Here is a 22,662-nt window from a genome sequence, read left to right as displayed (position 1 = left end):
GGCGGTTATGCCCGGGCGAAAGAGAAGACCTGGCTCAACCTCAGCCCGCTGGCCATGATCCGGCCGCTGCCGCCCACTATCGCGAAGACCGGGAACGCCTGCACCTGCAGCGCCGACGTGACCGGCCCGCCCATGTCCTCGACCACCACCCGGGCCACCGGCTCCAGCTCCGCCCGTAGCGGTCCCGTGTCTCCCTTCTCGTCGACGATCACGGCGAGGACCTGCTCAGGACCCCCGGGGAAGCGCTCGGCCGAGGCGAGGAAGTCCGGCATCGCCTTGTGGCAGGCGTCGCAGCCAGGAGAGAAGACGCCCACCAGGACCGGCTCCGTGGTCAGGTCACGGGAGACGGTGGATCCGTCGGTGGCCACGGTGTCGTACGGCGGCGTGACGGCGCCCTCGGGGAGGATCGCCTGACGCCCGTGCCCGTCGTCGGAGCGGGAGGCGAGGGCCTCGGAGTGCTTGCGCAGCCGCCGGATCACGCCGACGGTCAGCGCGAGGTTCAGCAGGCAGAGCACGCCCAGCAGGATGACGAGCGTGACGACATAAGGCATGGCTGACCTCCAGGTCAGGCAGTCGGGCTGAACAGGTCGATCAGGTCGTCGCCGAGGGCCACGACGATCGCGGCGACCGCTCCGGCGACGACGGCGGTCAGCATGGCCACCACATCGCCGGTCACGGGCGCGTACGTAAGGAGTCCCAGAGCCGACACGGCCATGAGGACGAGGTTGCGTGCCACGTGGCCGTAGCCGAGTGGGCGGTCGGAGGCGCCGAAGCAGGCACAGGGGGCGCGTTCGGCCCGCCGCAGCGCGGCGACGATCGCGCAGGTGAACGCCGCCAGCAGGCCCAGCGCCAGGGCGAACCCCGCCCGTACGGTGCCGGGCACGGCGACGAGCACCACGATCGCGAGCTCGCCGGCCACCATGGCCGCGCCCGCCACGCGTACCGGCGGCCACGGCGGCGCGAGCCGGCGGGTCGCGGCCAGGAAATCGGCGTATGCGCTCCTGCCGCGCAGCTTGCTCGCCGCCGACACGAGGAACAGCAGGGCCACCAGACTGCGGCAGCCGAGGGCGACGTACTCCACGGAGCTTTCCTCCCACTACGACGGACGGCCGGTCAGGAGATACGGCGGAGCGCGACCCCCAGCAAGGTGCCGGCGTCGATGAAGCCGCACTGCCGGGAGTCGAAGCTGGCCGGCGGGTTGTCGCCCAGGACGACCAGCCGGTCCGGCGCCACCCGGGGCTCCGGCACCACGGCTCGGACCGAGGCCGGGACGGGGTCGCCGGGCAGCGCCACCACTCGCTTGACCATCCAGCGCCGCTCGGGCGGCGGCGGCTCGCCGATGCCCAGCCAGTCGGGCGTCTCGAACACGACGACGTCCCCGACGGAGATCCGGGCCAGCCGCGTCCGCCTGACCAGGAGCCGGTCGCCCGCGTGGAAGGTCGGCTCCATGCTGAGGCCGGACACCACGACGACGGCGAGCCGGCGTCGCAGGTGCAGGAGAACGAGCAGGAGCCCGGCGACCGCGAGGAGACCGGCCATCCACGCGAACATGGTCATCTATGCGGCCGTCAGCAGCAGTTGCAGTGCCAGGGACCGCACGTCTCGCCGGTACCGCAGGAGGCACCCCAGGTGCAGCACTTGCGGACGAGGCAGGAGTTGCCCTCGTACCAGCACGGACAAGCCGCCTGGGCAGAGTGCTCCGGGACCACCTTGGAGAGAAGCCAGTCGCTCAACTTTCCGATTCTCACGCGAACCGCCTTTCGTCTGGCGTTTGGGGATCATCGGAAACGTTAGAAACGGGCCTGACAATTCACATACTGAGCGCGTATGGCGTGCATACATTCACCAGGTCAGCCGATCGTGGCGGTCATCAGGTCGCGGCCCACGCTGATCCGGCTCCGCCGCGCTCTTGTTCTGTTAGGGGCGGTCGTCTCCGATGAGCGGGGCGGTGTGGGTCTCCACGTCCACAGCCGAGCGGGCGACGACGACGCCGTCGCTGACCAGGGCGAGGTGCAGGCGGCCGCTCGTCCAGCCGGCGGGCAGCTCGGTGCGGACGTCGACGGGGGTGCTGAGCAGGAACGGCTTGGCCTCGATCCACGGCCCGGCGCCGTGATCGGAGGGGGCGGGGCCGAAGACGGGGGTCCAGGCGGTGTGCAGGTGGCCGTTGACCGGCTCCGTGCCGTGGTGCGAGACGCGGACGGGCACGGTGATCTCGCGCATCCCGGTCAGCAGGTCGCGGCCGGGTGCGACGGGGACGACGTCGAGGACGAGTGTGGTCGTGGCGTTCACGTGCGCCGGGTCCACGCCGGCCAGGTCCTTGACCCGGCGCTCGAAGTCCAGCAGGCCTGCGGACTCGTGCTCGATGTCGTACAGCTCGGTGTAGACGTAGCCGGCCAGGCGGTCGTGGCGGCGCAGCTCCTGGGTCTGCCAGCGCAGGTGCCAGGCGCGTTCCACGCTGGTGAAGCCGCCGCCGTACTCGCTGTTGAGGTTGGGCAGGCCGCGGAGGGGCTGCGAGTGGACGCCGGCCAGCTTCTTGCGTACGACGTAGTCGGGGCCGAGCCGTACCGGGAAGTCGTCCTGATCGCCGTCGAGCAGCGCGGCAACGGTCCTGCCCCAGGAGGCGGCGGACTCGTCGTAGTAGTGCCAGTCCAGCAAGTCGGTCTTGACGTGCGTCCAGCCGGAGTTGTCTACGGCGGGCCTGGTCGGGTCGAGGGCCTTGAGCAGGTCGTACGCCCGCGCCGCGGCCTGCTGCTTGGCCGGGTCGCCGGGGATGTCCCAGTCCAGGCCCCACTCTTCGTTGTACAAGCCCCAGATGACGATCGCCGGGGAGTTTCCGTCGCGCTCGACCATAGGCGCGATCTGCTCCTCGAACGCCGCCACGGACTCGGCGGAGAAGCGGCCGGTCGCGGCGGGCTCGGCCCACACCAGGATGCCGAGCGTGTCGGCGTGGTGGACGAAGCGCGGGTCCTCCAGCTTGAGATGCTTGCGGACCAGGTTGTATCCGGCCGCGGCGGCCAGCTCCAGGTCGTGGCGGAGCGCGGCGTCGCCCGGTGCGGTGATGCCGGTGCGCGGCCAGTAGCCCTGGTCGAGCACGCCGCGTACGAAGAGGCGGCGGCCGTTGAGGTACAGGTCCTCGCCGATCACCTCGATCCGGCGCAGCCCCGTGTAGGCGGCGACGTCGTCCGTGCCGTCGGCCGAGACGAGCGTGGCGTCGACGTGGTAGAGGTGCGGGTCCTCAGGGCGCCAGAGGCGAGGATCGGCGACCGGGAGGGTGGCGCGCACGAGCCGAGCAGCGACCGGGATCTCGACGGTCGTGCTCGTCCCGCGCAGGGTCAGCCGGAGCACGCCCTCCGACCGGCCCGCCACCCGGGCCTCGACCTCGATGGCGTCCAGCCCTTCCGAAGGACGCAGGCTCAGCGCGGCCAGATGGGTGGCGGGACGTGCCTCCAGCCAGACGCTCTGCCAGATCCCCGACGACGGGGTGAAGCACACGCCGTCGAAGTCGTCCCGCGGGATGCTGCGCTGCTTGCCGTGTGCGATCTCGCGCTTGTCGAGCGGCGCGGAGACCCGTACCACGACCTCCTGGGCGCCGTCGCGCAGCGCGTCGGTGATGTCGGCCTCGAACGGCGTGTAGCCGCCCCGGTGGGTGACCACCTCGATGTCGTTGACCCAGACGGTGGCCTCGTGGTGCACGGCGCCGAAGTGCAGCACCACCCGCTGACCGGCCCACGCCTGCGGGACGGTCATCTGGCGGCGGTACCAGGCCACCGGCAGCCAGTGGGCCTCGATGCCCGACGCAGGGGTCTCCCAGGCGAAGGGCACGGTGATGGTCCGGTTCCAGCCCGGCTCGGCGTCGGCCCGGAAGTCCCACTCACCGTTCAGGCTCGACCAGGTGTGGGACCGGTCGAAGTGGGGCCGGGGATATTCCGCACGCGGCGTCATGATGCTCCGTTTCTTAAGGCGGGTCAGCCCTTGACGCTGCCCGCGAGGATGCCGTTGATGAAGTGGCGCTGCAGCAGGACGAAGATCACCAGCAGCGGCAGGAGCGCGATGCTCCCCGCGGCGAGCAGCTCGCCCCAGACCGTCGCGAAGTCGGCGCCGATCCGGTTGCCGGTGACGTTCTGCGCCAGCGTGGCCAGCACCACCTGCAGCGTCTGGTGTGAGGTGTCGTTGACAGCGACGACCGGCCAGACGAAGTCGTTGTAGACGTTCATGGTGGTCAGCACGGCCAGCGCGGCCAGGCCAGGCCGGATCACCGGCAGCACGACCTTGGCGAAGATGCCGAACTCGCCCGCGCCGTCCACCCGCCCGGCGTCGATCAGCTCGTTCGGGATGGCGGCGATGGTCTGCCGCATCCAGAAGATGCTGAACGCGTCGATGCTGCCCGGCAGGATGAGTGCCTGGTACGTGTTCACCCAGCCCAGCGCGCTCATCTCCAGCAGCAGGGGGATGATCAGCACCAGCGTCGGCAGCATCAACGTCAGCAGCACCACGCCGAACAGCAGATTCTTGCCGGGGAAGGCATATTTCGCGAACGCGTAGCCGGCCAGCGGGCAGAAGAACATCGTCACCGCGCCCTTGACCACCAGCACCAGCGCCGTGTTCGCGAACCCGGTGCCGATCGGCACGTCCGCCAACATCGCCCGGTAGTTGTCCAGCGTCAGCGCGCCGATCGACAGCGGGTCGGAGATGATCTCGGCCGCCGGCTTGAGCGAGGAGCTGACCGCCCACCAGATCGGGTACAGGAACACGATCGCGAGCAGCGCCAGCACCGCGTACTGCACGGGGCCGGGCCTGGTCTGGTTCATGACGCCTCGTCCTTCGGCCGCAGCAGCCTGACCGAGACCAGCGACAGGCCGAAGACCAGAAGCACCAGCAGGAACGAGTTCGCGGCGCCGGTGCCCAGGTCGGAGGCGGTGATGTGGTCATACAGGTAGAGGCCTGCGGTGGTGGTGGAGCCGTACGGGCCGCCCTCGGTGACCACGAACGGCTCGGCGAACATCTGGAACACGGCCAGCGTCTGCACGACCACCAGGAACGCCATGCTCCGGCGCACCAGCGGGACGGTGATCGACCAGAACTGGCGGGCGCGGGAGGCGCCGTCGAGGGCGGCGGCCTCGTACACGCCGCCGGGTACGGCCTGCAGGCCGGCCAGCAGGATGATGATCGCGAAACCGGTGGTCTTCCACAGGAACAGCAGCGCCAGCGTCGGCTTGGCCCACGCCGTGGACGTCAGCCAGCCCACGTCCGGCAGGCCCACCAGGTTGAGCAGATGGTTGACCAGGCCGTAGTCCTGATCGAACGCCACGATCCACACCTGCGCCATGGCCACCAGCGGGGTCACGAACGGCGCGATGAACGCCACCCGGAACAGCCCGCGCAGCCGCAGCTTGGCGTTGGCCAGCAGCACCGCTCCGCCCAGCCCGGCGATGACCTGGATCGGCACGATGAGCAGCCACATGACCGCGCTGTTCCCGAGCGAGGCCCAGAAATCCGGGCTGGTCAGCAGGTAGAGGTAGTTGCCGACCCCCACCCAGTGAGCCTCTCCGGCGCCCCGCCAGCGCATGAAGCTGAGCTGCAGCGCGTAGATCAGCGGATAGAGCCCGAACGCGGCGAAGACCACGAAGAACGGGGCGATGAACAGGTACGGCGACAGCGGAACCCGGGACCGGACGCGTGTCTTGTGGCTCGCCATCACGACCGGTCGATGAGGTTGCGCTGGATCTTCTGTGCCGACTCGGCGATCACGTCGTCGGGTGCCATCTTGCCCTCTATCAGGCGCTGCACGTTGTTGCCGAGGTAGTCCACCGACTGCGCCCACCACCACGGGATCGGCGCGGCGGCCGGGATAGTGGCGGCGGCGTCCACGGCGACCTTCCACAGGTCCTGGCCGCCGAGCGCGTCGATCGGCTGGAACAGCGGCTTGGCGGGGTCGAGCGCGGGCTGGTAGCTGGGGATCGAGGTGGACAGGCCGCCGGGGTAGATGCTGTTGGGACCGTACACGGCGGTGTAACCGGGCTCCTTGAAGCACAGGAACTCGTACAGCAGCCAGGCCAGCTCGGGGTTCTTGGCCTTGGCGGGGATGACGAAGCTGCTGCCGCCCATCGCGCCACTGCGCGGACCGCCCGGCGTCCAGGCCGGCAGCGGCGCCGCCCGCCACTTGCCCTTGGTGGCCTTGAGCAGCTGCTGCGGTGCGAACGACCACCAGATCGCCCACGGCACGAACACCTGCTGGCCGCTCTCCAGTGTGTTGACGTCGGCCGGCTCCAGGTAGGGCGCGTGGGTGACCAGGCCGTCCTTGACCGCGCTCTGGACCCAGCCGAAGATCCGCCGGTATTCGGCGGAGTCGAGCCGGAGCTTGCCCTGGGCGTCGGTGAGGCTGGTGCCCTGCTGGTTGGCCAGCATCTCCAGCCACAGCTGGCCCAGGAACGGGCTCTTGTCCAGGTGGATGGGCCTGGTCTTGGGGTCCTTCTCCTTGATCGTGCGGGCCGCGGTCAGCAGGTCGTCGTACGTGGCCAGGCTCGCCGGGTCGATCCCCGCGCTCTCCAGGATGTCCTCGCGGTACCAGAGCAGTCCGGGGTCCAGGTCCCACGGCACGCCGTAGATCTTGCCCCTGACGGTGTTCACCGACAGCTTGTACGGCGACGTCTGCTCGCGGTACGGCGCGATCAGGTCGGTCAGGTCGTACAGGTGCTCGGCCTGCCCGCCGATCTTGGCGTCGTCCCAGAAGCTGCCGTCGGGCACGTCCGTGCCGCTGATGAGCGTGTTGGCCAGCTTGGCGTCGATGTCCACGGCCTGGTGGTTCACCGTGACGTTCGGGTACGCCTCGCGGAACTTGGCGATCGCCGCGTCGAACACCTTGAACAGGTCTCCGGACCGGTTCCAGATCGTGATCTCGCCCTTCGCCGACGCGGCCGAGGCGGTGGGCTTGGCGAGCTTGCTCGGTTGGGCCCCCGGCCCGCCGGGGGCGCCGGGGGCGCAGGCGGCCAGCGGGCCGCCGGTCGCGGCGAGCGCGCCGAGGCCCAGGGCTCCCTTGAGAAATCCACGGCGATCCATGGGCGGTTCGGACATCTCTGACTCCTCGGCCTCGCCTCAAGTGAGGGCTCTGCAACGATGCAGACATCATGCATACTCCTCTGCAACGATGCAAGACCGGGTTAGACTCTTCCTGAATCAAGCACTCGCAGGTATAGGAGACGCATGGCCGGTGCAACCCTGCGCGACGTCGCCAAGCGGGCGAACGTGTCGATCCGCACGGTGTCCAACGTGGTCAACGGCTACGCGCCGGTCTCCGACGGGCTGCGGGCCCGGGTCCAGGAGGCACTGGACGAGCTCGACTACCGCCCCAACCTCATCGCCCGCAACCTCAAGCAGGGGCGCACCGGGATGATCGCCCTGGTGGTGCCCGAGCTGGACGTGCCGTACTTCGCCGAGCTGGCCCGCGAGGTGATCACGGCCGCCCGCGCGCACGGTTACGTGGTGATGATCGACCAGACCGACGGCGACGGCGACCGGGAGCGCGAGCTGCTCGGCCGCGACTCGCGGGCCACCATGTTCGACGGTCTCCTCCTGAGCCCGCTGACCGTGTCGGCCGAGGAGCTGCGGGCGCGGGGCAACCGGATCCCGATCGTGCTGCTCGGTGAGCACATCTTCAACGGCAGCCTCCACCACGTGGCCATCGACAACGTGGCCGCGGCCCGGGACGCCACAGCCCACCTGCTGGGCCTCGGACGGCGCCGGGTGGCCGCCATCGGTGACCAGCCGTACGCAACCGGCGAGACCGCACAACTGCGCACGGCCGGCTACCGGCAGGCGGTCGCGCGAGCGGGGATGGAGACGGACGAGCGCCTGATCGTGTCGACCCCGCACTTCCATCGGCGGCTGGGCGCGGAGGCCATGGAGGCGCTGCTGGCGCTCCCCGAGCCGCCTGACGCCGTGTTCTGCTACAACGACCTGCTGGCACTCGGCGCGATACGGGCGCTGACCAGGGCGGGGCGGCGCATCCCCGATGACGTGGCCGTGGTCGGCATCGACGACATCGAGGAGGGTCAGTACAGCACGCCCAGCCTGACCACGGTCGCCCCGGACAAGGGCGAGATCGCCCGGCGGGCCGTCGACACACTGCTGGAGTCGATCAACGGCACGGCCGCCGCGCCCGCCGAGATCGTGGTTCCCCACCGGCTGATCGTCCGGGAGAGCACCGTGGGCGAGGAGGCGGACTCCCGGGAGTGAGCGCGTACTGTTGACGGATGTCCGTTGCTCGCCAAGGCGTCCTGTTCGGCGTGGCGGCGTACCTGCTCTGGGGGTTGTCGGCGCTCTACTGGCCGCTGGTCGAGCCCACCGGCGCGGTCGAGATCCTGGCGCTGCGCGTGCTCTGGTCGCCGGTCGCGGTCGGGATCCTGGTGCTCGCGCTGGGCCGCCGCCGCCAGGTGGCGGCGATCGTGCGCCGGCCGCGCGACCTGGCGCTGCTCGCCCTCGCCGGCCTCCTGACGTCCGTCAACTGGGCATTGTTCATCTGGGCCACGATGAACGGCCACGTCGTCGACGCCGCACTCGGCTACTTCATCACCCCACTGGTCAGCATCACGCTCGGGGTGGCGCTACTGGGGGAGCGGCTGCGGGCCGGGCAATGGGCGGCGATCGGGCTGGGCGCCGCCGCCGTGGCCGTTCTCACGGTCGCGCACGGCGGGTTCCCCTGGATCGCGCTCTCTCTGGCCGCTACCTTCGGCGCGTACGGTCTGATCAAGAAGCGGGTCGGTGTCGGGGCCGTCGAAGGGCTGATGGTGGAGACGGCAGTGCTGTTCCCCTTCGCCGTGGTCTACACGGTCGTGCTCCAAGCGTCCGGCCAGGCTACGTTCGGGCACATATCCGTGGCCAACACGCTCCTTGGCGTCGGCTCGGGGTTCGTCATGATGGCGCCGATGCTCCTGTTCGGCGCGGCGACCACGAGGATTCCGCTCAGCCTGGTCGGCATGCTGCAATTCATCGAGCCGGTCGTCCAGTTCCTGATCGGGGTCCTCGTGTTCCGTGAGGTCATGCCGGCGGCCAGGTGGGCGGCGTTCGCGCTGCTGTGGGTCGCGCTCGCCGTGCTGACCGCCGAAGGGCTCAGGACACGGAGTCCGACGTCCGCGGATCGTCCAGCTCCACGGCGCTCCTCTCGATCATCTCGAACTGCGTCATCAGACGTTCGAGATCAGGAGGCGAGACCGTGAACGTGTCGTAGACGGCCTCGCCCGCGGCGGTGTAGCTGAGCTCGTGGCCGCACGAGCCGTCCCACAGGGCGCTGATCACCCGCATCGCGGTGGGGAGCCGGTCGACATGCACCCGGCGCACCCGAACCCCGGCGGCGATCTGCTCGCGCGCCAGTTCGTCGAGCTCGTCGCTCCACTCGCGGTAGATGAACACCCTGCGGATCTTCACGCCCCGCTTCAGCGCATTGAGCTGGGCCTGCCAGTACTGCCTGCCGACCGGCTCGCGCCACCAGGTGAGATCCACCGAGGGCACGCTGGTGGCGCACATGGTGTGTTCCGTCTGGTCGATCAGGCGCTGGAACACCGCGTTGTCGCCGTAGGGCGTGCGGAAGTGGCCCCGCTCCAGGTCGGTGAGAGTGCGCAGGCACTCCTCGAACGCCGCCCGGCAAGCGTCGACGGCCGGAGTGCCGGGGTATTCGCGCTCCACGTGCTTGGCCGCACGGAGCATGGGCACCATCAGGTCGGGAAGCCATGGGATCTTCTCGATCGTGGAGACCAGCTGGCCCACCGTGGTCTCGTGATCGACCCTGCGCTTCTCCCTGAGCAGAGTCTGCACCTGTAACGTGATCACGCCGCCGATGAGACCGGCCACGAGCGCCAGTCCCTGGGCGGTGTCCTCACGGACGTAGAAGATCACGCCGAGCAGGACTGACAGGGTGGTGCCGATGATCAGGACGGGATCCAGCACGAGTGGCGATGATTTCCTCGCAGGCCTCTTCACGGAGTCTCCTGAAGATCGGGGAATGCAACATTAGTTTGGCATGCTCCTGTGCGTCAGTGCCTGTCACAGAGGGTGTTCGGTATGGGCGACGGCAGGCAGGTCGGCGATCTACGCACGTCGTCGAAACTAGTGCTGGGTCTACCGCGGCTCTCGCCCGAGCGCCCGTGTGCCATCCCCCCGGCCGCCGGTTCAATCGGTGGCATGACGATCAATCAAGTTCCCGGCCGCTGGATCGAGGGGACAGGCCTGGTGCTCGGGCCGCTCCTGCTGCTCGCCGCGGTGCTGGTCCGGATGGGTGAGGACGACTTCTTCCCCGGCCAGCTCGCCGCCTACGCGGTGGAGCCGGCGAAGATGACGCTGTCCTACAGCCTGTTCGCGGCCGGGGTCGTGCTGTTGTGGCCTGCCGTGGCCGCGCTGGCTCGCCTGATCGGGGCGACGCACCCTGGGTGGGCGGCATGGGGCGGCACGCTCGTGGTGCTCGGGCTGTTCGGGCGGGTGTTCCACGCGGGTGCGGGCCACCTGGCGTTCCAGATGGTGGACGCGCTCGGGCCGGCAGCGGCGCGGCAGGCGGTGGCCTCGACGTACGGCGCCTTCCACGTGTTCAAGGGGGCCAATGTCGCGATCATGGGGGGCTGGATCGTATTGGCGATCGGCGCCTACCGCGCCAGGGTGTTCGGCGGTGGGCTCGCTGGCACAGCCAGATGCGCGAGCTCCGTCGCGTTGGCTCTCGCGAGCGCGCTGCCGCTGGGCGTGCTCAAGGGCAGCACCGACCCGATCTCCCTGGTCGCACTGGTCGGCCTGGCGATCGCTCTCGTGCCCCTCGGTGTCACCGTGCTCCGCGACGGGCCGGCTCCTCGCTGGTGGGCCGTCGTGCTGACGATCGCGCTGATCCCCGCGGCATTCGTCGCCGGCCTGTCCGGATGAGTCACTGATCGGCACGTCCGGCATGGGCGGGCCTTGACCCGGTTCAGCCCGACGACCTCGACCTTGAGCTCCGGGTCATGGTGCTGCGGGTTTCCGCCAGCGCGGGCTTGGTGTCCTGACCCGACGCGCTCGGGTGACGACGGCAGCGGTGGTCGCGGGCGTACGAGCGAAATTCAGGTTTTCGGACAAGCTAATGAGGCTTGTCACACGCAGTCGGCATGGGGAGCTCGAAGTGGAGGGTCTGGAGGTGGTCGGGGTCGCCGTCGCGGTCGTCGAAGACCGGCTCGGCCAGCGAGCGCCAGAACGCCTCGGCTCCCGGCACCCGGGTGTCGGTGTGCAGATAGATCGACCGGTAGTCGCCGCACTCCGCGACGAAGCGGCAGGCCTCGCGGACCATGTCGCGGGCCAGGCCGTGTCTGCGATGCGCGGGGGCCACGTACACGCGGAAGAGCTGCGCCGTCGTGCCGTCCGGGTAGAGCCTGGCCAGCCAGTCGGGGTGGGGCGGGCTCTTCGGGCCGTGCGCGCGCACGGCCGTGGTGCCGACCACCTCCTCGCCGTGCAGGGCCACGAGGAGCGTGTGCCTGCAGGCCAGCAGGTACGTCCCTTCCAGATCCACCACGTCACCGTGCCATTGAGGCTGGTAGCCGTAGCCGAAGTCGCGGTAGAAGGTGTCCAGCATGATCTGCCGCGCGCCGTCGAGATGGCGAGGTGCGGCGCGCTGGATGACGTAGGGGGTCATGGTGTTTCCTCCCAAGTGAGCCGGCCTTCGTCGAGGGTCGCGACGCGGTCCGCCAGCCTGGCGACCACGTCCATGTCGTGGCTGATGAGCAGCAGCGTCAGGCCGAGGTCGCGGCGCAGCTCGTCGAGCAGGCCGAGGATGCCCGCCTGGACGAGCGCGTCCAGGCCGGAGGTGATCTCGTCGCAGACGAGCACGCGCGGGTCGGCGAGCAGCGCGCGGGCGAGCGCGGCACGCTGCAGCTCCCCGCCCGACAACGCCGACGGGCGGCGACCGGCCGTCTGCTCGTCGAGGCCGACACGCTCCAGCAGGCTGCCGGCCTGCGCCGCGGCCTCCTGCGCGGTGGCGCCGCGTAGCCGCACCGCCGTCCTGGCCACCTGGGTGAACACCGCGCGGTACGGGTCGAACGAGGCTCTGGCGTCCTGGAAGACGTACTGGACGTCGCGGGCGCGTCTGGCCAGCTGACGGGGGAGCGGGCGGCCGTCCAGGGCGATCGTGCCGGAGACCGGCCGGTGCAGGCCCGCGACGCAGCGTGCGAGCGTGGTCTTGCCACTGCCCGACCTGCCCACGACAGCCAGGCACGCCCCCGCTGGGACGCTCATGCTCACCCCCGCGAGCACCGGCGCGCCGCCCCGGTGCGTCGCCACGAGATCCCGCACCTCGAGCAGGTCGTCCCCTGCGTCGGTCGCGGCCCGGGGTTCTGGGCGTGCGGCGAGCAGGCGCCTGGTGTAGTCGTGTCGTGGTGTGTCCAGGACGGAGGCGGCGGGTCCCGACTCGACGACGCGGCCCGCGTGCATCACCGCCACCCGGTCGGCCAGCGCGCGCACCATGGCCAGGTCGTGGCTGAGCAGGACCAGGGCGATGCCCTGCGCGCGTAGCCGGCGGAACTCCTCGATGACCTCGGCCCTGATGAGGCCGTCCTGGCCGGTCGTCGGCTCGTCGGCGACGATCACGGCCGGGTCGGGCAGCAATGCCTGGGCCAGCACGACACGTTGCTGCTGGCCGCCGGAGAGCTGGTGCGGGTAGCGGCCGAGCAGGTCCACCGGCAGCCGGGCCCGCCGCGCCGCCTCGACCACGAGTTCATCGGCGATCTGCGCTCGTCGCCGCCGGGTGCGGCCCTGCTGTGGCGTCCCGTCGGCCGCCTGTTCGCTCGCGGCCCGCGTGACCTGGTGGCGCGCCACTTCCCGCAGGACGCTGCCCACCCGCCGCACCGGGTTCAGCACACTGGACGGGTGTTGCGGGACGTAGGCCGCGGTGCCGGCGAGGCGTACCTCGCCCGTGATCCGCACCCCGGGCGCGTGCTCGCCCAGCAGCGCCAGCCCCGTGGTGGTCTTGCCGCTGCCAGAGGCTCCCACCAGCGCCAGCACCTTGCCCGCGGCCAGCTCGAAGGACACGCCGTCCACCAGGGCGCGCCCGTCCGCCTCGGCCCGCAGCCCGGAAACCCGCAGCATCACCGTCTCCTCGCCCGGTCGAACGTCAGGTTCAGCCCCACCGACAGGGCGACGATCAGCAGTGCGGGCAGCAGCACCGCCCACGGCTGCAGGAACATCCCCGTACGGTTGCGGTCCACCATGACCGCCCAATCGGCGGCGTCCGGCGCGAGACCGACCCCGAGGAAGCTCGCCGAGGCCACCAAATACAACGCGCCGACCAGCCGGACCCCGACGTCGGCCAGCAGCGTGGTGAGCATCGACCGGCCGGCGTACCCGATGGCCCGGCGCCACCACGTCTCGCCCTGCAGCCGCAGCGCCTCCATCGCCGTGCTGCTCGCCGCCTCCAGGGCCGCTGCCCTGGAGATCCGCACCACCTCGGGCACTCCGATCAGCGCCACGATCCCGGCCAGCACCGCGGGACCCGGCGAGAACAGCCCCGCCAGCATGATGAGCAGTAGCAGCGACGGGACCGCGAGCAGCAGGTCGAGCGGGCGCATCAGCAACTCGTCGACCCACCGCCGCCCGGCCAGCGCCGCCGCCATCCCCAACGGCACCCCGGCCGCGTAGGCGAGCGTGGTCGCCAGCACCGCCACCAGCACCACCGAACGCCCGCCGAGCAGCACCTGCTCCCACACGTCCCGCCCGACGAAGTCCGTGCCCAGCGGAGGTACGGCGGCGAAGGAGACGCCACGCGGCTCCGGCGCGCCCGTCAGCCACGGCCCGGCGAGCGCCAGCAGCAGCGGCACCGCCAGCAACACGACCCCGGCACTCCGGCGCGCCCTCATGCGAAGGCCCTCGGCGCCAGCCGGTACGCCACCAGATCCGCCACCAGATTCACCACGACGGTCGTCGTGGCGAACACCACGCAAAGCGCCTGGATGACCGGAATGTCCCTGGCCGCCACCGAGTCGTTCAGCAACGTGCCGAGGCCCGGGATCACGAACACCGACTCCACCACGATCACCCCGCCGAGCAGCCAGTCCGTGGTCCTGGCCAGCTGCTGCACGCCCGGGGCCAGGGCGTTCGGCAACGCGTGCGTCAGGACCACCCGCCCGCGCGGCAGGCCCAGCCGGCGGGCGTGCGCCACGTACCCGGAGCCGAGCGCGTCGATCATGCCCGCGCGTACCAGCCGGCTGATCGAGCAGACCGGCCTGGCCAGCAGCACGGCGACCGGCAACACCAGAAGCGCGGGCTGCTGGAGCAGGTTGGGCGGCGCGCCGACCGCAGTCGGCGGGAACCAGCCGAGCCGCACCGCGAACACCGCCACCAGCACCACACCCAGCGCGAACTCCGGGATCGAGTACAGGCCGACGGTCACCGTCGTCAGCACCCGGTCCAGCGGCCGGCCTTGACGTACCGCCGCCGCCACGCCCGCGGCCACCGAGATCGGCACGAGCAGCAGCAGCGTGAGCCCGGCCAGCACCAGAGTCGCCGGCAGGCCGTCGGCGAGCACGCCCGACACCGGGCGCCCGGAGACGAGCGATACGCCGAGGTCGCCGCGTGCCAGCCCGGCCAGCCAGCCCGCCCATCGCTCGGCGGCCGGCCGGTCCAGCTCCAGGGCGTGTCTGATCTGGGCGATGCGTTCCTCGTCAGGGATGTCCCCGGCCAGCACGACGGCGGCGTCGCCGGGCAGCGCCTCGGTCAGCACGAACACCAGCGTGGCCACCGCCACCACCTGCGCCACGCCGAGCAGTAGCCGCCGCAGCGCGTAGCGGGCCAGGCTCAAGCCAGCCACACCTTGTCGAAGCGGGCCCAGTCGAGGGTGTTCGCGGGGGCGTTGGCGATCCCGCGCGCCCGGGGAGAGGTGCCGAGCAGCCAGTCGGCGAAGCCCCAGATGAGGAAGCCGCCCTCGGCGTGCAGCGTGCGCTGCATCTCCAGGTAGATCTCGCCGCGCTTCTTCTCGTCGGGGCTGGCGACGGCCTGGTCGTAGAGCGCGTCGAACTCGGGGCGGGCCCATTTGGTGGCGTTCGTGGTGGAGCCGGTGAGCAGCCGCTGCGAGATGTGCGTCTCGATGGGCATCGCCCCGGAGCGGTAGCAGCAGATGACGCCCTTGTTCAGCACGTCGGCCCAGTAGGTGTCCTTGTTGCCGGTGGCGGCCGTCATGTCGAGCCCGGCCTGCCTGGCCTGGTCGGCGAAGACGCTGGCCGCCTCCAGGAAGCCGCTGGCCGCCGCCGAGGTGTCCAGTCGCACCTTCATGCCCTTCGCGCCGGCCTTGTCGATCAGCCACTTGGCCTGCTCGAGGTCGGCGGTGCGCTGCGGGATGCCGGCCGCGTAGTACTGGTAATCCTTGCCGAACAGGTCGTTGCCCACCTGCCCGGCTCCCGCCAGCACGCTGTCGATCATCTGCTCGCGGTCGGCCAGCAGGAACATGGCCTGCCGCAACTGGGGATCGTTGAAGGGCGGCCGGTCCACCTTCATCGCGAACGCCTGCATGCCGCTGTTGTTGAGCCGGGTGATCGCCATCCGGCCGCCGTCCTGGTGGGTGCGGGCCGTGGCCGGGGTCAGGTCGTGCGCGTAGTCGGCCTGCCCGCCGAGCACGGCGTTCACCCGGGCGGACTCCTCGTTGGCGATCAGGTATTCGAGCTCGTCCAGGTACGGCGCCCCGTCCCAGTAGTTCGCGTTCCGCTTGAGCAGCAGCGACCGGCCCGGCTGGAACGAACCGAACACGAACGGCCCCGACCCGACGGGCCGGCTGAACTCGTCGGCCCCCTCCGGCACGATGTAGGCGCCGAAGGCCGCCAGCACGTTGGGGAACTCGGCGTAGGGCCGCTTCAGCACGAACTCCACCGTGCGGTCGCCGATCGCGCGGCTGTTCTTCATGTCGATCAGGGCGAGGTTGGCCTTGGCGCGGAAGGTGCGCTTCTCGTCGGCGATGCGGGCGTAGCTGTGGAGCACGTCGGCCGCCCGCACCGGCCGGCCGTCGTGGAAGGCCGCCTCACGCAGCGTGATCCGCCACGTGCTCAGCTTCTTGTCCGCCTCCCACTTGGCGGCCAGGCGGGGCACGATCGACACGTCGGTCCCGTAGTCGGCGAGCTTGTCGAACATCGCCTTGGATCGCGACGCCTCCAGGAACAGGTTGGCCAGATGCGGGTCCAGGCTCTCCTGGGCCCCGCCGCCCGCGAACGCCGCCCGCAGCCGGCCGCCCCTCCTGGGCTGCGACGACACGGTCCCGGTTTCAGATTGAGCGGCGCATCCGGCCAGGACGATGGTGGCAGCGGAAAGGAAGGCACGACGATCGAGGCGCATAGCCGACAATGGTAACGATTTTCATTTATGTCGCAAGCCTTCTAGTCTGTGAGGAGTTTCACGATCGCCACGACGCCGATGCAGACGATCACACCGCGCAGGACCGCGGCCGGCAGCCTGCGCCCGACCCTGGCCCCGACGAAGCCGCCCGCCATGGAGCCCAGCGCCACCAGCAGCACCGCCAGCCAGTCCACGTCCGCCACCACCGCGTACAGCACAGCGGCTACCGAGTTCACCAACAGCACGAGCACGTTCTTCGCCGCGTTGAGCCGCTGCAGGTCATCGGCGAGGAGGATGCCCATCAGGCCGAGGAGCAGGATGCCCTGCCCGGCGCCGAAATAGCCGCCGAACGTGCCGGCGGCCAGCGTGCCCAGCCACAGCCACGGCCCGCCGTGCTCGCCGGAGCTCGGCGGGGCGTCGAGCTCCGGCGCGGCGAGCAGGCGGCTGAGCTTGGGCTGGATCACCACAAGCGCGCAGGACACCCCGATCAGCACGCTCACGATCATGTTGAAGCTGCTCTCCGGCAAGTTGAGCAGCAGGAAGCTGCCGGTCAGGGAGCCGATGACGGAGGCCGGGGCGAGCGCGAGCAGGCGCCCGCGCTGGCCCTTCAGTTCGGGCCGGTAGCCCATGACGCCGGTGAAGCCGCCGGGGACGAGGCCGATGTTGTTGGAGACGTTGGCGGTGATCGGCGGCAGGCCGACGGCCAGGAGCGTGGGGAACGTGATCAGTGATCCGGACCCCACGACGGTGTTGATGGCCCCGCCCGCCACGCCGGCCGCCAGCACCGCGGCCATCTCCCAAGGTGTCATGCCGGGAGACTCTAGAGGAGGTCTTAATTGATAAGACGATTGCTCTCGATATATGAGACCCTGGATGCCGTGAGCGCGCGTTTGAGTATCTTTCCAGTGTGGCTCATCGGAAGTTCGTCCACGAACGAAATGTGCCGGGGGTACTTGTAGGCGGCCACCCGCTCCCGTACGAAGTCACGCAGTTCTTCGCCGCTCACCGGCTCCCGTACGGCCACCACGGCCTCGATCTCCTCGCCCAGCTCCGGGTGCGGCACGCCGAGCACGGCGGCCTGCCGCACCGCCGGGTGCTCGTACAGGACCTCCTCCACCTCGCGCGGATAGACGGTGTAGCCGCCGCGGATGATCACGTCGCGGCGGCGGTCCACCAGGAAGAAGAAGCCGTCCTCGTCGAGCCGGCCGAGGTCGCCGGTGTGGAACCAGCCGTCGCGGATGGCCTCGGCGGTGGCCGCCGGGTTGTTCCAGTAGCCCTTCATGACGTTGGGGCCGCGGACCACGATCTCGCCGATCTCGCCGCGTGGCGTCTCACGGCCCTCCTCGTCGAGCACCTTCATCTCCACGTCCCTGATCGGCCAGCCGATCGAGCCGGCCCTGCGGCCGTCGCCGCCCCGATTCGTGGCGGCCACCGGCGAGGTTTCGCTCAGGCCGTACCCTTCGATGATCTGGCAGCCGAAGCGGGATTCGTACGCCCGCAACACGTCCAGCGGCAGCGCTGCGCCGCCCGACGTGCACACGCGCAGCATCGAGATGTCGGAGGCGCCCGGGTGGTCGAGCAGCGCGATGTACATGGTCGGCACGCCCTGGAACACCGTCACCCCGTCGCGCCTGATCACCTCCAGCGCCCGGCCCGCCTCGAAGCGCCGCAGCAACGTCAGCCGCGCCCCCGCGTGCACGGTGGCGTTGAGCGAGCACGTCTGGCCGAACGTGTGGTAGAGCGGCAGCGCGCCGAGCACCACGTCGTCCACGCCGAGCGCGTGCATGCGGGCCACCGTGGCGGCGTTGCCGCCCAGGTTGGCGTGGGTCAGCTCGACACCCTTGGGCCGCCCTGTGGTCCCGGACGTGTAGTGGATGACCGCGGTGTCGTCGGCCGCCATGGCCGCGATGTCGTGCTCGGCCGGCACGCCCCGCAGCAGCCGGCGGAACTCCTCCGGCACGACGAAGAAGCAGTCCGCCTTGGTGCCCGCGGACCCCGCCTCGGCGGTCTCGGCGAACGCGTGCCAGGCGATCAGCAGCCGCGCCCCGCAGTCCCCGAGGTACGCGGCGATCTCCCGCCGCTTCAGCAGCGGGTCGAGCGGCACCACCACGGCCCCGATCCGCAGCACCCCGTAGTAGACGACACCGAACTCCGGCACGTTCGGCAGCATGATCGCGACGCGGTCGCCGGGGCCGATACCGCGGCACCGCAGCAGCCCTGCCAGGCGGGCGCTCAGCTCGTCGAGCATGCCGTAGGTGAGCTCCGCCTCGTCCAGCGTGAGAACCGCTCTGCCACCGAGCCGCCCCGCGGCGGTGTGGAGCCGGTCAGCGAGGTTCATGGAACGACCGTACGTCGGCGACCCCACGCCCCTCATTGGTCGCCGTGGCCAGTCTTTCCCGCCCGGCGTTTGTGGGCCCAGAAATCGGCAGGGCGTCCTGCAGGGCGATGGCCACGAGCAGCTCGACGAGATCGTTGATCGAGCGCAGGCTGCGCCCGGTGCGCTCCTGGATCCTGCGCAGCCGGTACTGGGCGGTGTTGGGATGGATCTGCAGGTGCTCGGCCGCGCTGCGCAGGTTGAGGTCGGCGGCGGCGAACGCCCTGATCGTGGCGGTCAGCACGCCGCCACGCGCCCGGTCCTCGGCCAGCAGCGCCGTGATGCGCGGGTCCACCAGGTGGCGAGCGGTGTCGTCGGCCCGCAGCGCCAGGTACTGGAACGGCGTGATCCTCGGCAGCGCCGCGACCCCGCCCTCCTCGGGCACGAAGTCCAGCACGGCCCTGGCCTCCTGGTACGCCTGCGGGATCTGCGCCGCCCCGGCCGACACCGTGCTGACGCCCATCGCGAGCCTGATGCCCTCGCCGGCCAGCCCGTCCAGCACCGCCTGCAGCCGGTCGCACAACTCCTCGGGCCCCGTGCCCGGACCCAGCACGGGGATCGCCACGATCTCCGAGCGGCGCACGACGGACAACGTCCGCGTGCCGTTGCCGACCGTCCTGGCGATCGCCGCGCAGGCCGCGTGCCTGGCCTCGGCGTCCCGGTCGAGCTCGGCCCCCGCGGGCGCGGCGACCAGCACCGCGATCACCACGAGCAGCGGCGTGCGCGTGTCCGGCGCCAGACCGTGCGCCTGCGCGGCGGCCAGCTCCCTGCCGCGCGTCGGCGTGCCCCCTGCCAGCAACGTCTCGAGCAGGTCGCGGCTCTCGCGCAGGGCCTCCGCGGAGGCGTACTGCTGGAACTCCATGTACGCGTTGGCCGCCTGCGTGCTGGCGAAGTCGCAGTACCGCATCTGCGACATCGCCAGCGACAGCGCCGCCTCGCGCCCGGCCGGCGTGCGCCCCGCCCGCTCGACCAGCGACTCCCAGAAGACGCGCTGCCCCACCCGGTAGGCGTTCATGTAGTCGGCCAGCGCCACCCCGGCCCTGGCCCGGCGCATCGCCGCCCGCCGGGAGAAGGCGATGTCCTCCAACGTCACCCGGCGCTCTTCGAGCAGCACGGCAAGCTTGGCGCGATAGTGCCTGACCACCTGGTCGCGCACGTCGGCCAGGAAGTCGTGACCCTGGGCCGCGTATGCGGGGATCTCCGCGATGATCGCTGTGACCGCGATGTCGGCCAGTCGCGCGACGTCGCCGAGCAGCTCGGAGACGATGCGGACGCGCTCGGCGCGGACCGCTTCGGCACCAGCGAGTGTTTCCGTGCTGAAACCACCGGACATGCCGGGATGATCCATGCCCATTGCCGGGAGGTCAACGGGTTGTAACCGGTCCGAGACCCACGCTGTGCTCAGCGGACAACTCGCCCGAAACATCTTGGGTCACCGTGCCCAATGCGGCTCCAGACGAGCGGATCCTACGCTGAGCCCACGTTCAGAACATTGTTCTCCAGGAGGCCGGATGCTGGAGGTACACGATCTTACCGTTCGCTTCGGCGGCATCACGGCGCTGGACGGCGTGGGCTTCGAGGTGGCGGGCGGCGAGATGGTGGGGCTCATCGGGCCGAACGGCGCCGGCAAGACCACCCTGTTCAACTGCCTGACCCGGCGGTACGAGGCCGACTCCGGAACGATCACGTACGAGGGGCGGGACCTGACCGCCGTGGACCCGTACGCGATCGCGCGGCTCGGCATCGCGCGCACGTTCCAGAACCTCGGACTGTTCCCGCGCCTGTCCGTACGCGACAACGTGCTGGTCGGCGCGCATCATCGGGGCCGTGCCGGCTTTCTGACGGCGGGGCTGCGGTTGCCCGGTGTGCGCCGCGAGGAGCGGGCCCTGCGAGCCGAGGCCGACGCCGTGTTGGAGCGGCTCGGCCTGACCAAGGTGGCCGGGCATCCGGCGACCGGGCTGCCGTTCGGCACGTTGAAACGGGTGGAGCTGGCCCGCGCGCTGGTCTCGCGTCCCCGGCTGCTGCTCCTCGACGAGCCCGTGAACGGGCTGAACGCGGCCGAGGTCGAGGAGTTCGCGGGCACGCTGCGAGCGATCAGGGACGCGTACGACCTGACCGTGATCGTGGTCGAGCACCACATGGGCTTCGTCATGGGGCTCTGCGAGCGCATCGTCTGCCTGGACTTCGGCCGCAAGATCGCCGAGGGCCCGCCGGCCGAGGTGCAACGTGATCCCGGCGTCATCGAGGCCTATCTGGGGACGGCCGTGAGTGAGCGCAGCGAGCGAACAAATGGACACAGCACATCTGTCATGCGACCGACGAAGGAGGGCGCATGACAGCGCTCATCGTGGAAAACCTGGTCGCCGGGTACGGCGACGCCCGCGTGCTGCACGGCGTCTCCCTCAACGTGGGGGAGGGCGAGATCTGCGCCATCCTCGGGCCCAACGGCGCCGGCAAGACGACATTGCTCCGCGCCCTGTGCGGCATGGTCAAGGCCCGCGGCACGGTCCGGCTCGGCGAGGTGAGCCTGACCGGCCGTTCGCCCGACGCCGTCGCCCGGCTGGGCGTCGCGCACGTGCCCGAGGGGCGGGGCACGTGCATGCCGCTGACCGTCGAGGAGAACCTGCGGCTCGGCGCGTTCGTCCGGCGCGGCAAGAACGACGTGGACGCCGACCTCGATCGGATCTACACCTACTTCCCGGTCCTGAAGACCAGGCTCAAGCAGGCCGCGGGCAGCCTCAGCGGCGGCGAGCAGCAGATGCTGGCCCTCGGCCGGGCCCTCATGCTGCGGCCCAGGGTGCTGCTGCTCGACGAGCCCTCGCTCGGCCTCGCGCCGCTGGTCACCCGGGAGTTGTTCCGCATCGTCCAGGCCATCAACGAAGAGGAGCGCACCACCGTGGTCGTCGTCGAGCAGAACGCCCACCTCGCACTCGGCATCGCCCAGCAGGCGCACGTCCTGGAGACCGGGCGGATCGTGTTGTCCGGGACGGCCGAGCAGATCAGGGCGGACGAGCAGGTCGCGCAGTCCTACCTCGGATACCGGGTGTAGGCATGGCCGGATTCCTGCAACAGGTCGTCGAAGGGCTCGGCGCGGGCGCCATCTACGCCAGCATGGCACTGGCCCTGGTGCTGATCTACCAGTTCACCGGGATCGTGAACTTCGCCCAGGGCGAGCTGGCCATGTTCTCCACGTACATCGCCTGGACGTGCGTGGCGGCGGGGCTGCCGTTCTGGGCGGCGCTGGCGCTCACACTCGTCGTGTCCTTCGCGGGCGGCATGCTCATCGAGCGGTTGATCATCCGGCCGGTGGAAGGCGCCCCCGAGCTGACCATCGTGATCGTCACCGTCGGGCTGTTCATCTTCGTCAACGCCGCCGCCGGGTGGATCTGGACCTTCCTCATCAAGGACTTCCCGAACCCGTTCCCGCAAGGCGCTCTGGAGCTCGGCGGGATCAGCGTCGGCTTCTCGACGTTGGGCGTGCTCGGCGTGGTGGCGCTGGTCATGGGCCTGCTGTACCTGCTCTTCCAGCACACCAAGATCGGCCTGGGGATGCGGGCGGTGGCCACCAACCCTTCGTCCGCGCGGCTCGTCGGGATCCGGGTCGGCTGGACGCTGGCGCTCGGCTGGGGCCTCGCGGCCACCGTCGGCGCGGTGTCCGGAGTGCTCATCGCGCCGCTGCTGTTCCTGGAGCCCAACATGATGGGCGGCGTCCTCATCTACGCGTTCGCGGCGGCGACGCTCGGCGGGTTCGACAGCCCGGCGGGGGCGGTCGTGGGCGGCGTGATCGTCGGCGTCGCGGAGACGCTCGCCGGGGCCTACGTCACCTTCATCGGCTCCGACCTCAAGATCGGGGTGCCGCTGGCGATCATCCTGGGCGTCCTGCTGCTGCGGCCCCAAGGGCTGTTCGGGCGAGCGGTGGTGGAGCGATCGTGAGAGAGCGTAGCGAACGAACAAATGGACGCAGCAGTGGTCCGCTC

General features: G+C 70.5%; 22 protein-coding genes. 6 read left to right on the top strand and 16 right to left on the bottom strand.

Annotated elements, in window-relative coordinates:
* Positions 1 to 5: 5 nt before the first annotated feature.
* The 7 genes from ACTWPT_RS19505 to ACTWPT_RS19475 form a co-directional block, all read right to left on the bottom strand.
* Entirely contained in the window at positions 6 to 551 is a 546-nt protein-coding gene (locus tag ACTWPT_RS19505) for a TlpA family protein disulfide reductase (protein ID WP_443178842.1), read from the bottom strand.
* A gap of 14 nt (positions 552 to 565) precedes the next feature.
* The gene (locus tag ACTWPT_RS19500) at positions 566 to 1,081 is read right to left on the bottom strand and encodes a MauE/DoxX family redox-associated membrane protein (RefSeq protein ID WP_443178841.1); all 516 of its coding nucleotides are present in this window, start codon (positions 1,079 to 1,081) and stop codon (positions 566 to 568) included.
* Positions 1,082 to 1,113: 32 nt separating this feature from the next.
* Positions 1,114 to 1,557, bottom strand: a complete 444-nt coding sequence (lepB, locus tag ACTWPT_RS19495; protein WP_443178840.1) for a signal peptidase I — start codon at positions 1,555 to 1,557, stop codon at positions 1,114 to 1,116.
* A 360-nt stretch (positions 1,558 to 1,917) separates the two neighbouring features.
* Complete coding sequence (locus ACTWPT_RS19490) at positions 1,918 to 3,942, bottom strand: glycoside hydrolase family 2 protein (protein WP_443178839.1); 2,025 nt, start codon at positions 3,940 to 3,942, stop codon at positions 1,918 to 1,920.
* Positions 3,943 to 3,965: 23 nt separating this feature from the next.
* Positions 3,966 to 4,808 carry a carbohydrate ABC transporter permease gene (locus ACTWPT_RS19485; RefSeq protein WP_443178838.1) on the bottom strand — a complete coding sequence of 281 codons (843 nt, stop codon included), beginning with the start codon at positions 4,806 to 4,808 and terminating at the stop codon, positions 3,966 to 3,968.
* Complete coding sequence (locus ACTWPT_RS19480) at positions 4,805 to 5,695, bottom strand: carbohydrate ABC transporter permease (RefSeq protein WP_443178837.1); 891 nt, start codon at positions 5,693 to 5,695, stop codon at positions 4,805 to 4,807. Before ACTWPT_RS19480 ends, ACTWPT_RS19485 begins: the two co-directional genes overlap by 4 nt.
* Positions 5,695 to 7,071: an ABC transporter substrate-binding protein gene (locus ACTWPT_RS19475; RefSeq protein ID WP_443178836.1), complete on the bottom strand. Its 1,377-nt coding sequence runs from the start codon at positions 7,069 to 7,071 to the stop codon at positions 5,695 to 5,697. The genes ACTWPT_RS19480 and ACTWPT_RS19475 overlap by 1 nt, the downstream gene beginning before the upstream one ends.
* Before the next feature lie 129 nt (positions 7,072 to 7,200).
* Here ACTWPT_RS19475 and ACTWPT_RS19470 point away from each other — a divergent pair, with 129 nt between their 5' ends.
* A complete protein-coding gene (locus ACTWPT_RS19470; protein ID WP_443178835.1) occupies positions 7,201 to 8,232 on the top strand; it encodes a LacI family DNA-binding transcriptional regulator in 1,032 nt (343 codons plus the stop codon).
* 17 nt (positions 8,233 to 8,249) lie between these two features.
* Positions 8,250 to 9,212, top strand: a complete 963-nt coding sequence (rarD, locus tag ACTWPT_RS19465) for an EamA family transporter RarD (RefSeq protein WP_443178834.1) — start codon at positions 8,250 to 8,252, stop codon at positions 9,210 to 9,212.
* Here the strand turns inward: rarD and ACTWPT_RS19460 are convergent.
* Positions 9,106 to 9,939: a hypothetical protein gene (locus tag ACTWPT_RS19460; protein ID WP_443178833.1), complete on the bottom strand. Its 834-nt coding sequence runs from the start codon at positions 9,937 to 9,939 to the stop codon at positions 9,106 to 9,108. The genes rarD and ACTWPT_RS19460 overlap by 107 nt on opposite strands.
* Before the next feature lie 234 nt (positions 9,940 to 10,173).
* Here ACTWPT_RS19460 and ACTWPT_RS19455 point away from each other — a divergent pair, with 234 nt between their 5' ends.
* Positions 10,174 to 10,896 carry a hypothetical protein gene (locus ACTWPT_RS19455; protein ID WP_443178832.1) on the top strand — a complete coding sequence of 241 codons (723 nt, stop codon included), beginning with the start codon at positions 10,174 to 10,176 and terminating at the stop codon, positions 10,894 to 10,896.
* A gap of 190 nt (positions 10,897 to 11,086) precedes the next feature.
* On the opposite strand, the gene ACTWPT_RS19450 is transcribed toward ACTWPT_RS19455, so the two are convergent.
* Genes ACTWPT_RS19450 through ACTWPT_RS19415 form a run of 8 tightly spaced genes read right to left on the bottom strand, consistent with a single transcriptional unit; the run spans position 11,087 to position 20,018 of the window.
* A complete protein-coding gene (locus tag ACTWPT_RS19450) occupies positions 11,087 to 11,635 on the bottom strand; it encodes a GNAT family N-acetyltransferase (protein ID WP_443178831.1) in 549 nt (182 codons plus the stop codon).
* Positions 11,632 to 13,083, bottom strand: coding sequence for an ABC transporter ATP-binding protein (locus tag ACTWPT_RS19445; RefSeq protein ID WP_443178830.1), 1,452 nt, complete (start codon positions 13,081 to 13,083; stop codon positions 11,632 to 11,634). The genes ACTWPT_RS19450 and ACTWPT_RS19445 overlap by 4 nt, the downstream gene beginning before the upstream one ends.
* Entirely contained in the window at positions 13,083 to 13,850 is a 768-nt protein-coding gene (locus ACTWPT_RS19440) for an ABC transporter permease subunit (RefSeq protein WP_443178829.1), read from the bottom strand. The genes ACTWPT_RS19445 and ACTWPT_RS19440 overlap by 1 nt, the downstream gene beginning before the upstream one ends.
* Entirely contained in the window at positions 13,847 to 14,791 is a 945-nt protein-coding gene (locus ACTWPT_RS19435) for an ABC transporter permease (protein WP_443178828.1), read from the bottom strand. The genes ACTWPT_RS19440 and ACTWPT_RS19435 overlap by 4 nt, the downstream gene beginning before the upstream one ends.
* Positions 14,788 to 16,311 (bottom strand): ABC transporter substrate-binding protein, encoded by a 1,524-nt coding sequence (locus tag ACTWPT_RS19430; RefSeq protein WP_443178827.1) that lies wholly within the window; start codon positions 16,309 to 16,311, stop codon positions 14,788 to 14,790. The genes ACTWPT_RS19435 and ACTWPT_RS19430 overlap by 4 nt, the downstream gene beginning before the upstream one ends.
* A 41-nt stretch (positions 16,312 to 16,352) precedes the next feature.
* On the bottom strand, positions 16,353 to 17,120 hold the full coding sequence (locus ACTWPT_RS19425; protein WP_443178826.1) for a sulfite exporter TauE/SafE family protein: 768 nt from the start codon (positions 17,118 to 17,120) through the stop codon (positions 16,353 to 16,355).
* A gap of 23 nt (positions 17,121 to 17,143) precedes the next feature.
* Positions 17,144 to 18,649, bottom strand: a complete 1,506-nt coding sequence (locus ACTWPT_RS19420; RefSeq protein WP_443178825.1) for a long-chain-fatty-acid--CoA ligase — start codon at positions 18,647 to 18,649, stop codon at positions 17,144 to 17,146.
* Complete coding sequence (locus ACTWPT_RS19415; RefSeq protein WP_443178824.1) at positions 18,636 to 20,018, bottom strand: PucR family transcriptional regulator; 1,383 nt, start codon at positions 20,016 to 20,018, stop codon at positions 18,636 to 18,638. Before ACTWPT_RS19415 ends, ACTWPT_RS19420 begins: the two co-directional genes overlap by 14 nt.
* A gap of 178 nt (positions 20,019 to 20,196) precedes the next feature.
* Here ACTWPT_RS19415 and ACTWPT_RS19410 point away from each other — a divergent pair, with 178 nt between their 5' ends.
* Genes ACTWPT_RS19410 through ACTWPT_RS19400 form a run of 3 tightly spaced genes read left to right on the top strand, consistent with a single transcriptional unit; the run spans position 20,197 to position 22,618 of the window.
* Positions 20,197 to 21,021, top strand: coding sequence for an ABC transporter ATP-binding protein (locus tag ACTWPT_RS19410; protein ID WP_443178823.1), 825 nt, complete (start codon positions 20,197 to 20,199; stop codon positions 21,019 to 21,021).
* Positions 21,018 to 21,734 (top strand): ABC transporter ATP-binding protein, encoded by a 717-nt coding sequence (locus tag ACTWPT_RS19405; RefSeq protein ID WP_443178822.1) that lies wholly within the window; start codon positions 21,018 to 21,020, stop codon positions 21,732 to 21,734. The genes ACTWPT_RS19410 and ACTWPT_RS19405 overlap by 4 nt, the downstream gene beginning before the upstream one ends.
* Before the next feature lie 2 nt (positions 21,735 to 21,736).
* Entirely contained in the window at positions 21,737 to 22,618 is an 882-nt protein-coding gene (locus ACTWPT_RS19400; RefSeq protein ID WP_443178821.1) for a branched-chain amino acid ABC transporter permease, read from the top strand.
* Positions 22,619 to 22,662 lie beyond the last annotated feature (44 nt).

The organism is Nonomuraea sp. 3N208 (assembly GCF_052245935.1).
In the GTDB taxonomy this organism is placed as follows: Bacteria; Actinomycetota; Actinomycetes; order Streptosporangiales; family Streptosporangiaceae; genus Nonomuraea.
The sequence above is the reverse complement of the archived record's forward strand: the minus strand, read 5'-3'. Positions and strand labels throughout refer to the sequence as shown.

What these genes read in the sequence shown, in the direction of transcription:
- ACTWPT_RS19505 (WP_443178842.1), bottom strand. Translation starts at nt 551, where the DNA reads ATGCCTTATGTCGTCACGCTCGTCATCCTGCTGGGCGTGCTCTGCCTG.
- lepB (WP_443178840.1), bottom strand. Translation starts at nt 1,557, where the DNA reads ATGACCATGTTCGCGTGGATGGCCGGTCTCCTCGCGGTCGCCGGGCTC.
- ACTWPT_RS19490 (WP_443178839.1), bottom strand. Translation starts at nt 3,942, where the DNA reads ATGACGCCGCGTGCGGAATATCCCCGGCCCCACTTCGACCGGTCCCAC.
- ACTWPT_RS19485 (WP_443178838.1), bottom strand. Translation starts at nt 4,808, where the DNA reads ATGAACCAGACCAGGCCCGGCCCCGTGCAGTACGCGGTGCTGGCGCTG.
- ACTWPT_RS19480 (WP_443178837.1), bottom strand. Translation starts at nt 5,695, where the DNA reads ATGGCGAGCCACAAGACACGCGTCCGGTCCCGGGTTCCGCTGTCGCCG.
- ACTWPT_RS19475 (WP_443178836.1), bottom strand. Translation starts at nt 7,071, where the DNA reads ATGTCCGAACCGCCCATGGATCGCCGTGGATTTCTCAAGGGAGCCCTG.
- ACTWPT_RS19470 (WP_443178835.1), top strand. Translation starts at nt 7,201, where the DNA reads ATGGCCGGTGCAACCCTGCGCGACGTCGCCAAGCGGGCGAACGTGTCG.
- rarD (WP_443178834.1), top strand. Translation starts at nt 8,250, where the DNA reads ATGTCCGTTGCTCGCCAAGGCGTCCTGTTCGGCGTGGCGGCGTACCTG.
- ACTWPT_RS19455 (WP_443178832.1), top strand. Translation starts at nt 10,174, where the DNA reads ATGACGATCAATCAAGTTCCCGGCCGCTGGATCGAGGGGACAGGCCTG.
- ACTWPT_RS19450 (WP_443178831.1), bottom strand. Translation starts at nt 11,635, where the DNA reads ATGACCCCCTACGTCATCCAGCGCGCCGCACCTCGCCATCTCGACGGC.
- ACTWPT_RS19445 (WP_443178830.1), bottom strand. Translation starts at nt 13,083, where the DNA reads ATGCTGCGGGTTTCCGGGCTGCGGGCCGAGGCGGACGGGCGCGCCCTG.
- ACTWPT_RS19440 (WP_443178829.1), bottom strand. Translation starts at nt 13,850, where the DNA reads ATGAGGGCGCGCCGGAGTGCCGGGGTCGTGTTGCTGGCGGTGCCGCTG.
- ACTWPT_RS19430 (WP_443178827.1), bottom strand. Translation starts at nt 16,311, where the DNA reads ATGCGCCTCGATCGTCGTGCCTTCCTTTCCGCTGCCACCATCGTCCTG.
- ACTWPT_RS19425 (WP_443178826.1), bottom strand. Translation starts at nt 17,120, where the DNA reads ATGACACCTTGGGAGATGGCCGCGGTGCTGGCGGCCGGCGTGGCGGGC.
- ACTWPT_RS19420 (WP_443178825.1), bottom strand. Translation starts at nt 18,649, where the DNA reads ATGAACCTCGCTGACCGGCTCCACACCGCCGCGGGGCGGCTCGGTGGC.
- ACTWPT_RS19415 (WP_443178824.1), bottom strand. Translation starts at nt 20,018, where the DNA reads ATGTCCGGTGGTTTCAGCACGGAAACACTCGCTGGTGCCGAAGCGGTC.
- ACTWPT_RS19410 (WP_443178823.1), top strand. Translation starts at nt 20,197, where the DNA reads ATGCTGGAGGTACACGATCTTACCGTTCGCTTCGGCGGCATCACGGCG.
- ACTWPT_RS19405 (WP_443178822.1), top strand. Translation starts at nt 21,018, where the DNA reads ATGACAGCGCTCATCGTGGAAAACCTGGTCGCCGGGTACGGCGACGCC.
- ACTWPT_RS19400 (WP_443178821.1), top strand. Translation starts at nt 21,737, where the DNA reads ATGGCCGGATTCCTGCAACAGGTCGTCGAAGGGCTCGGCGCGGGCGCC.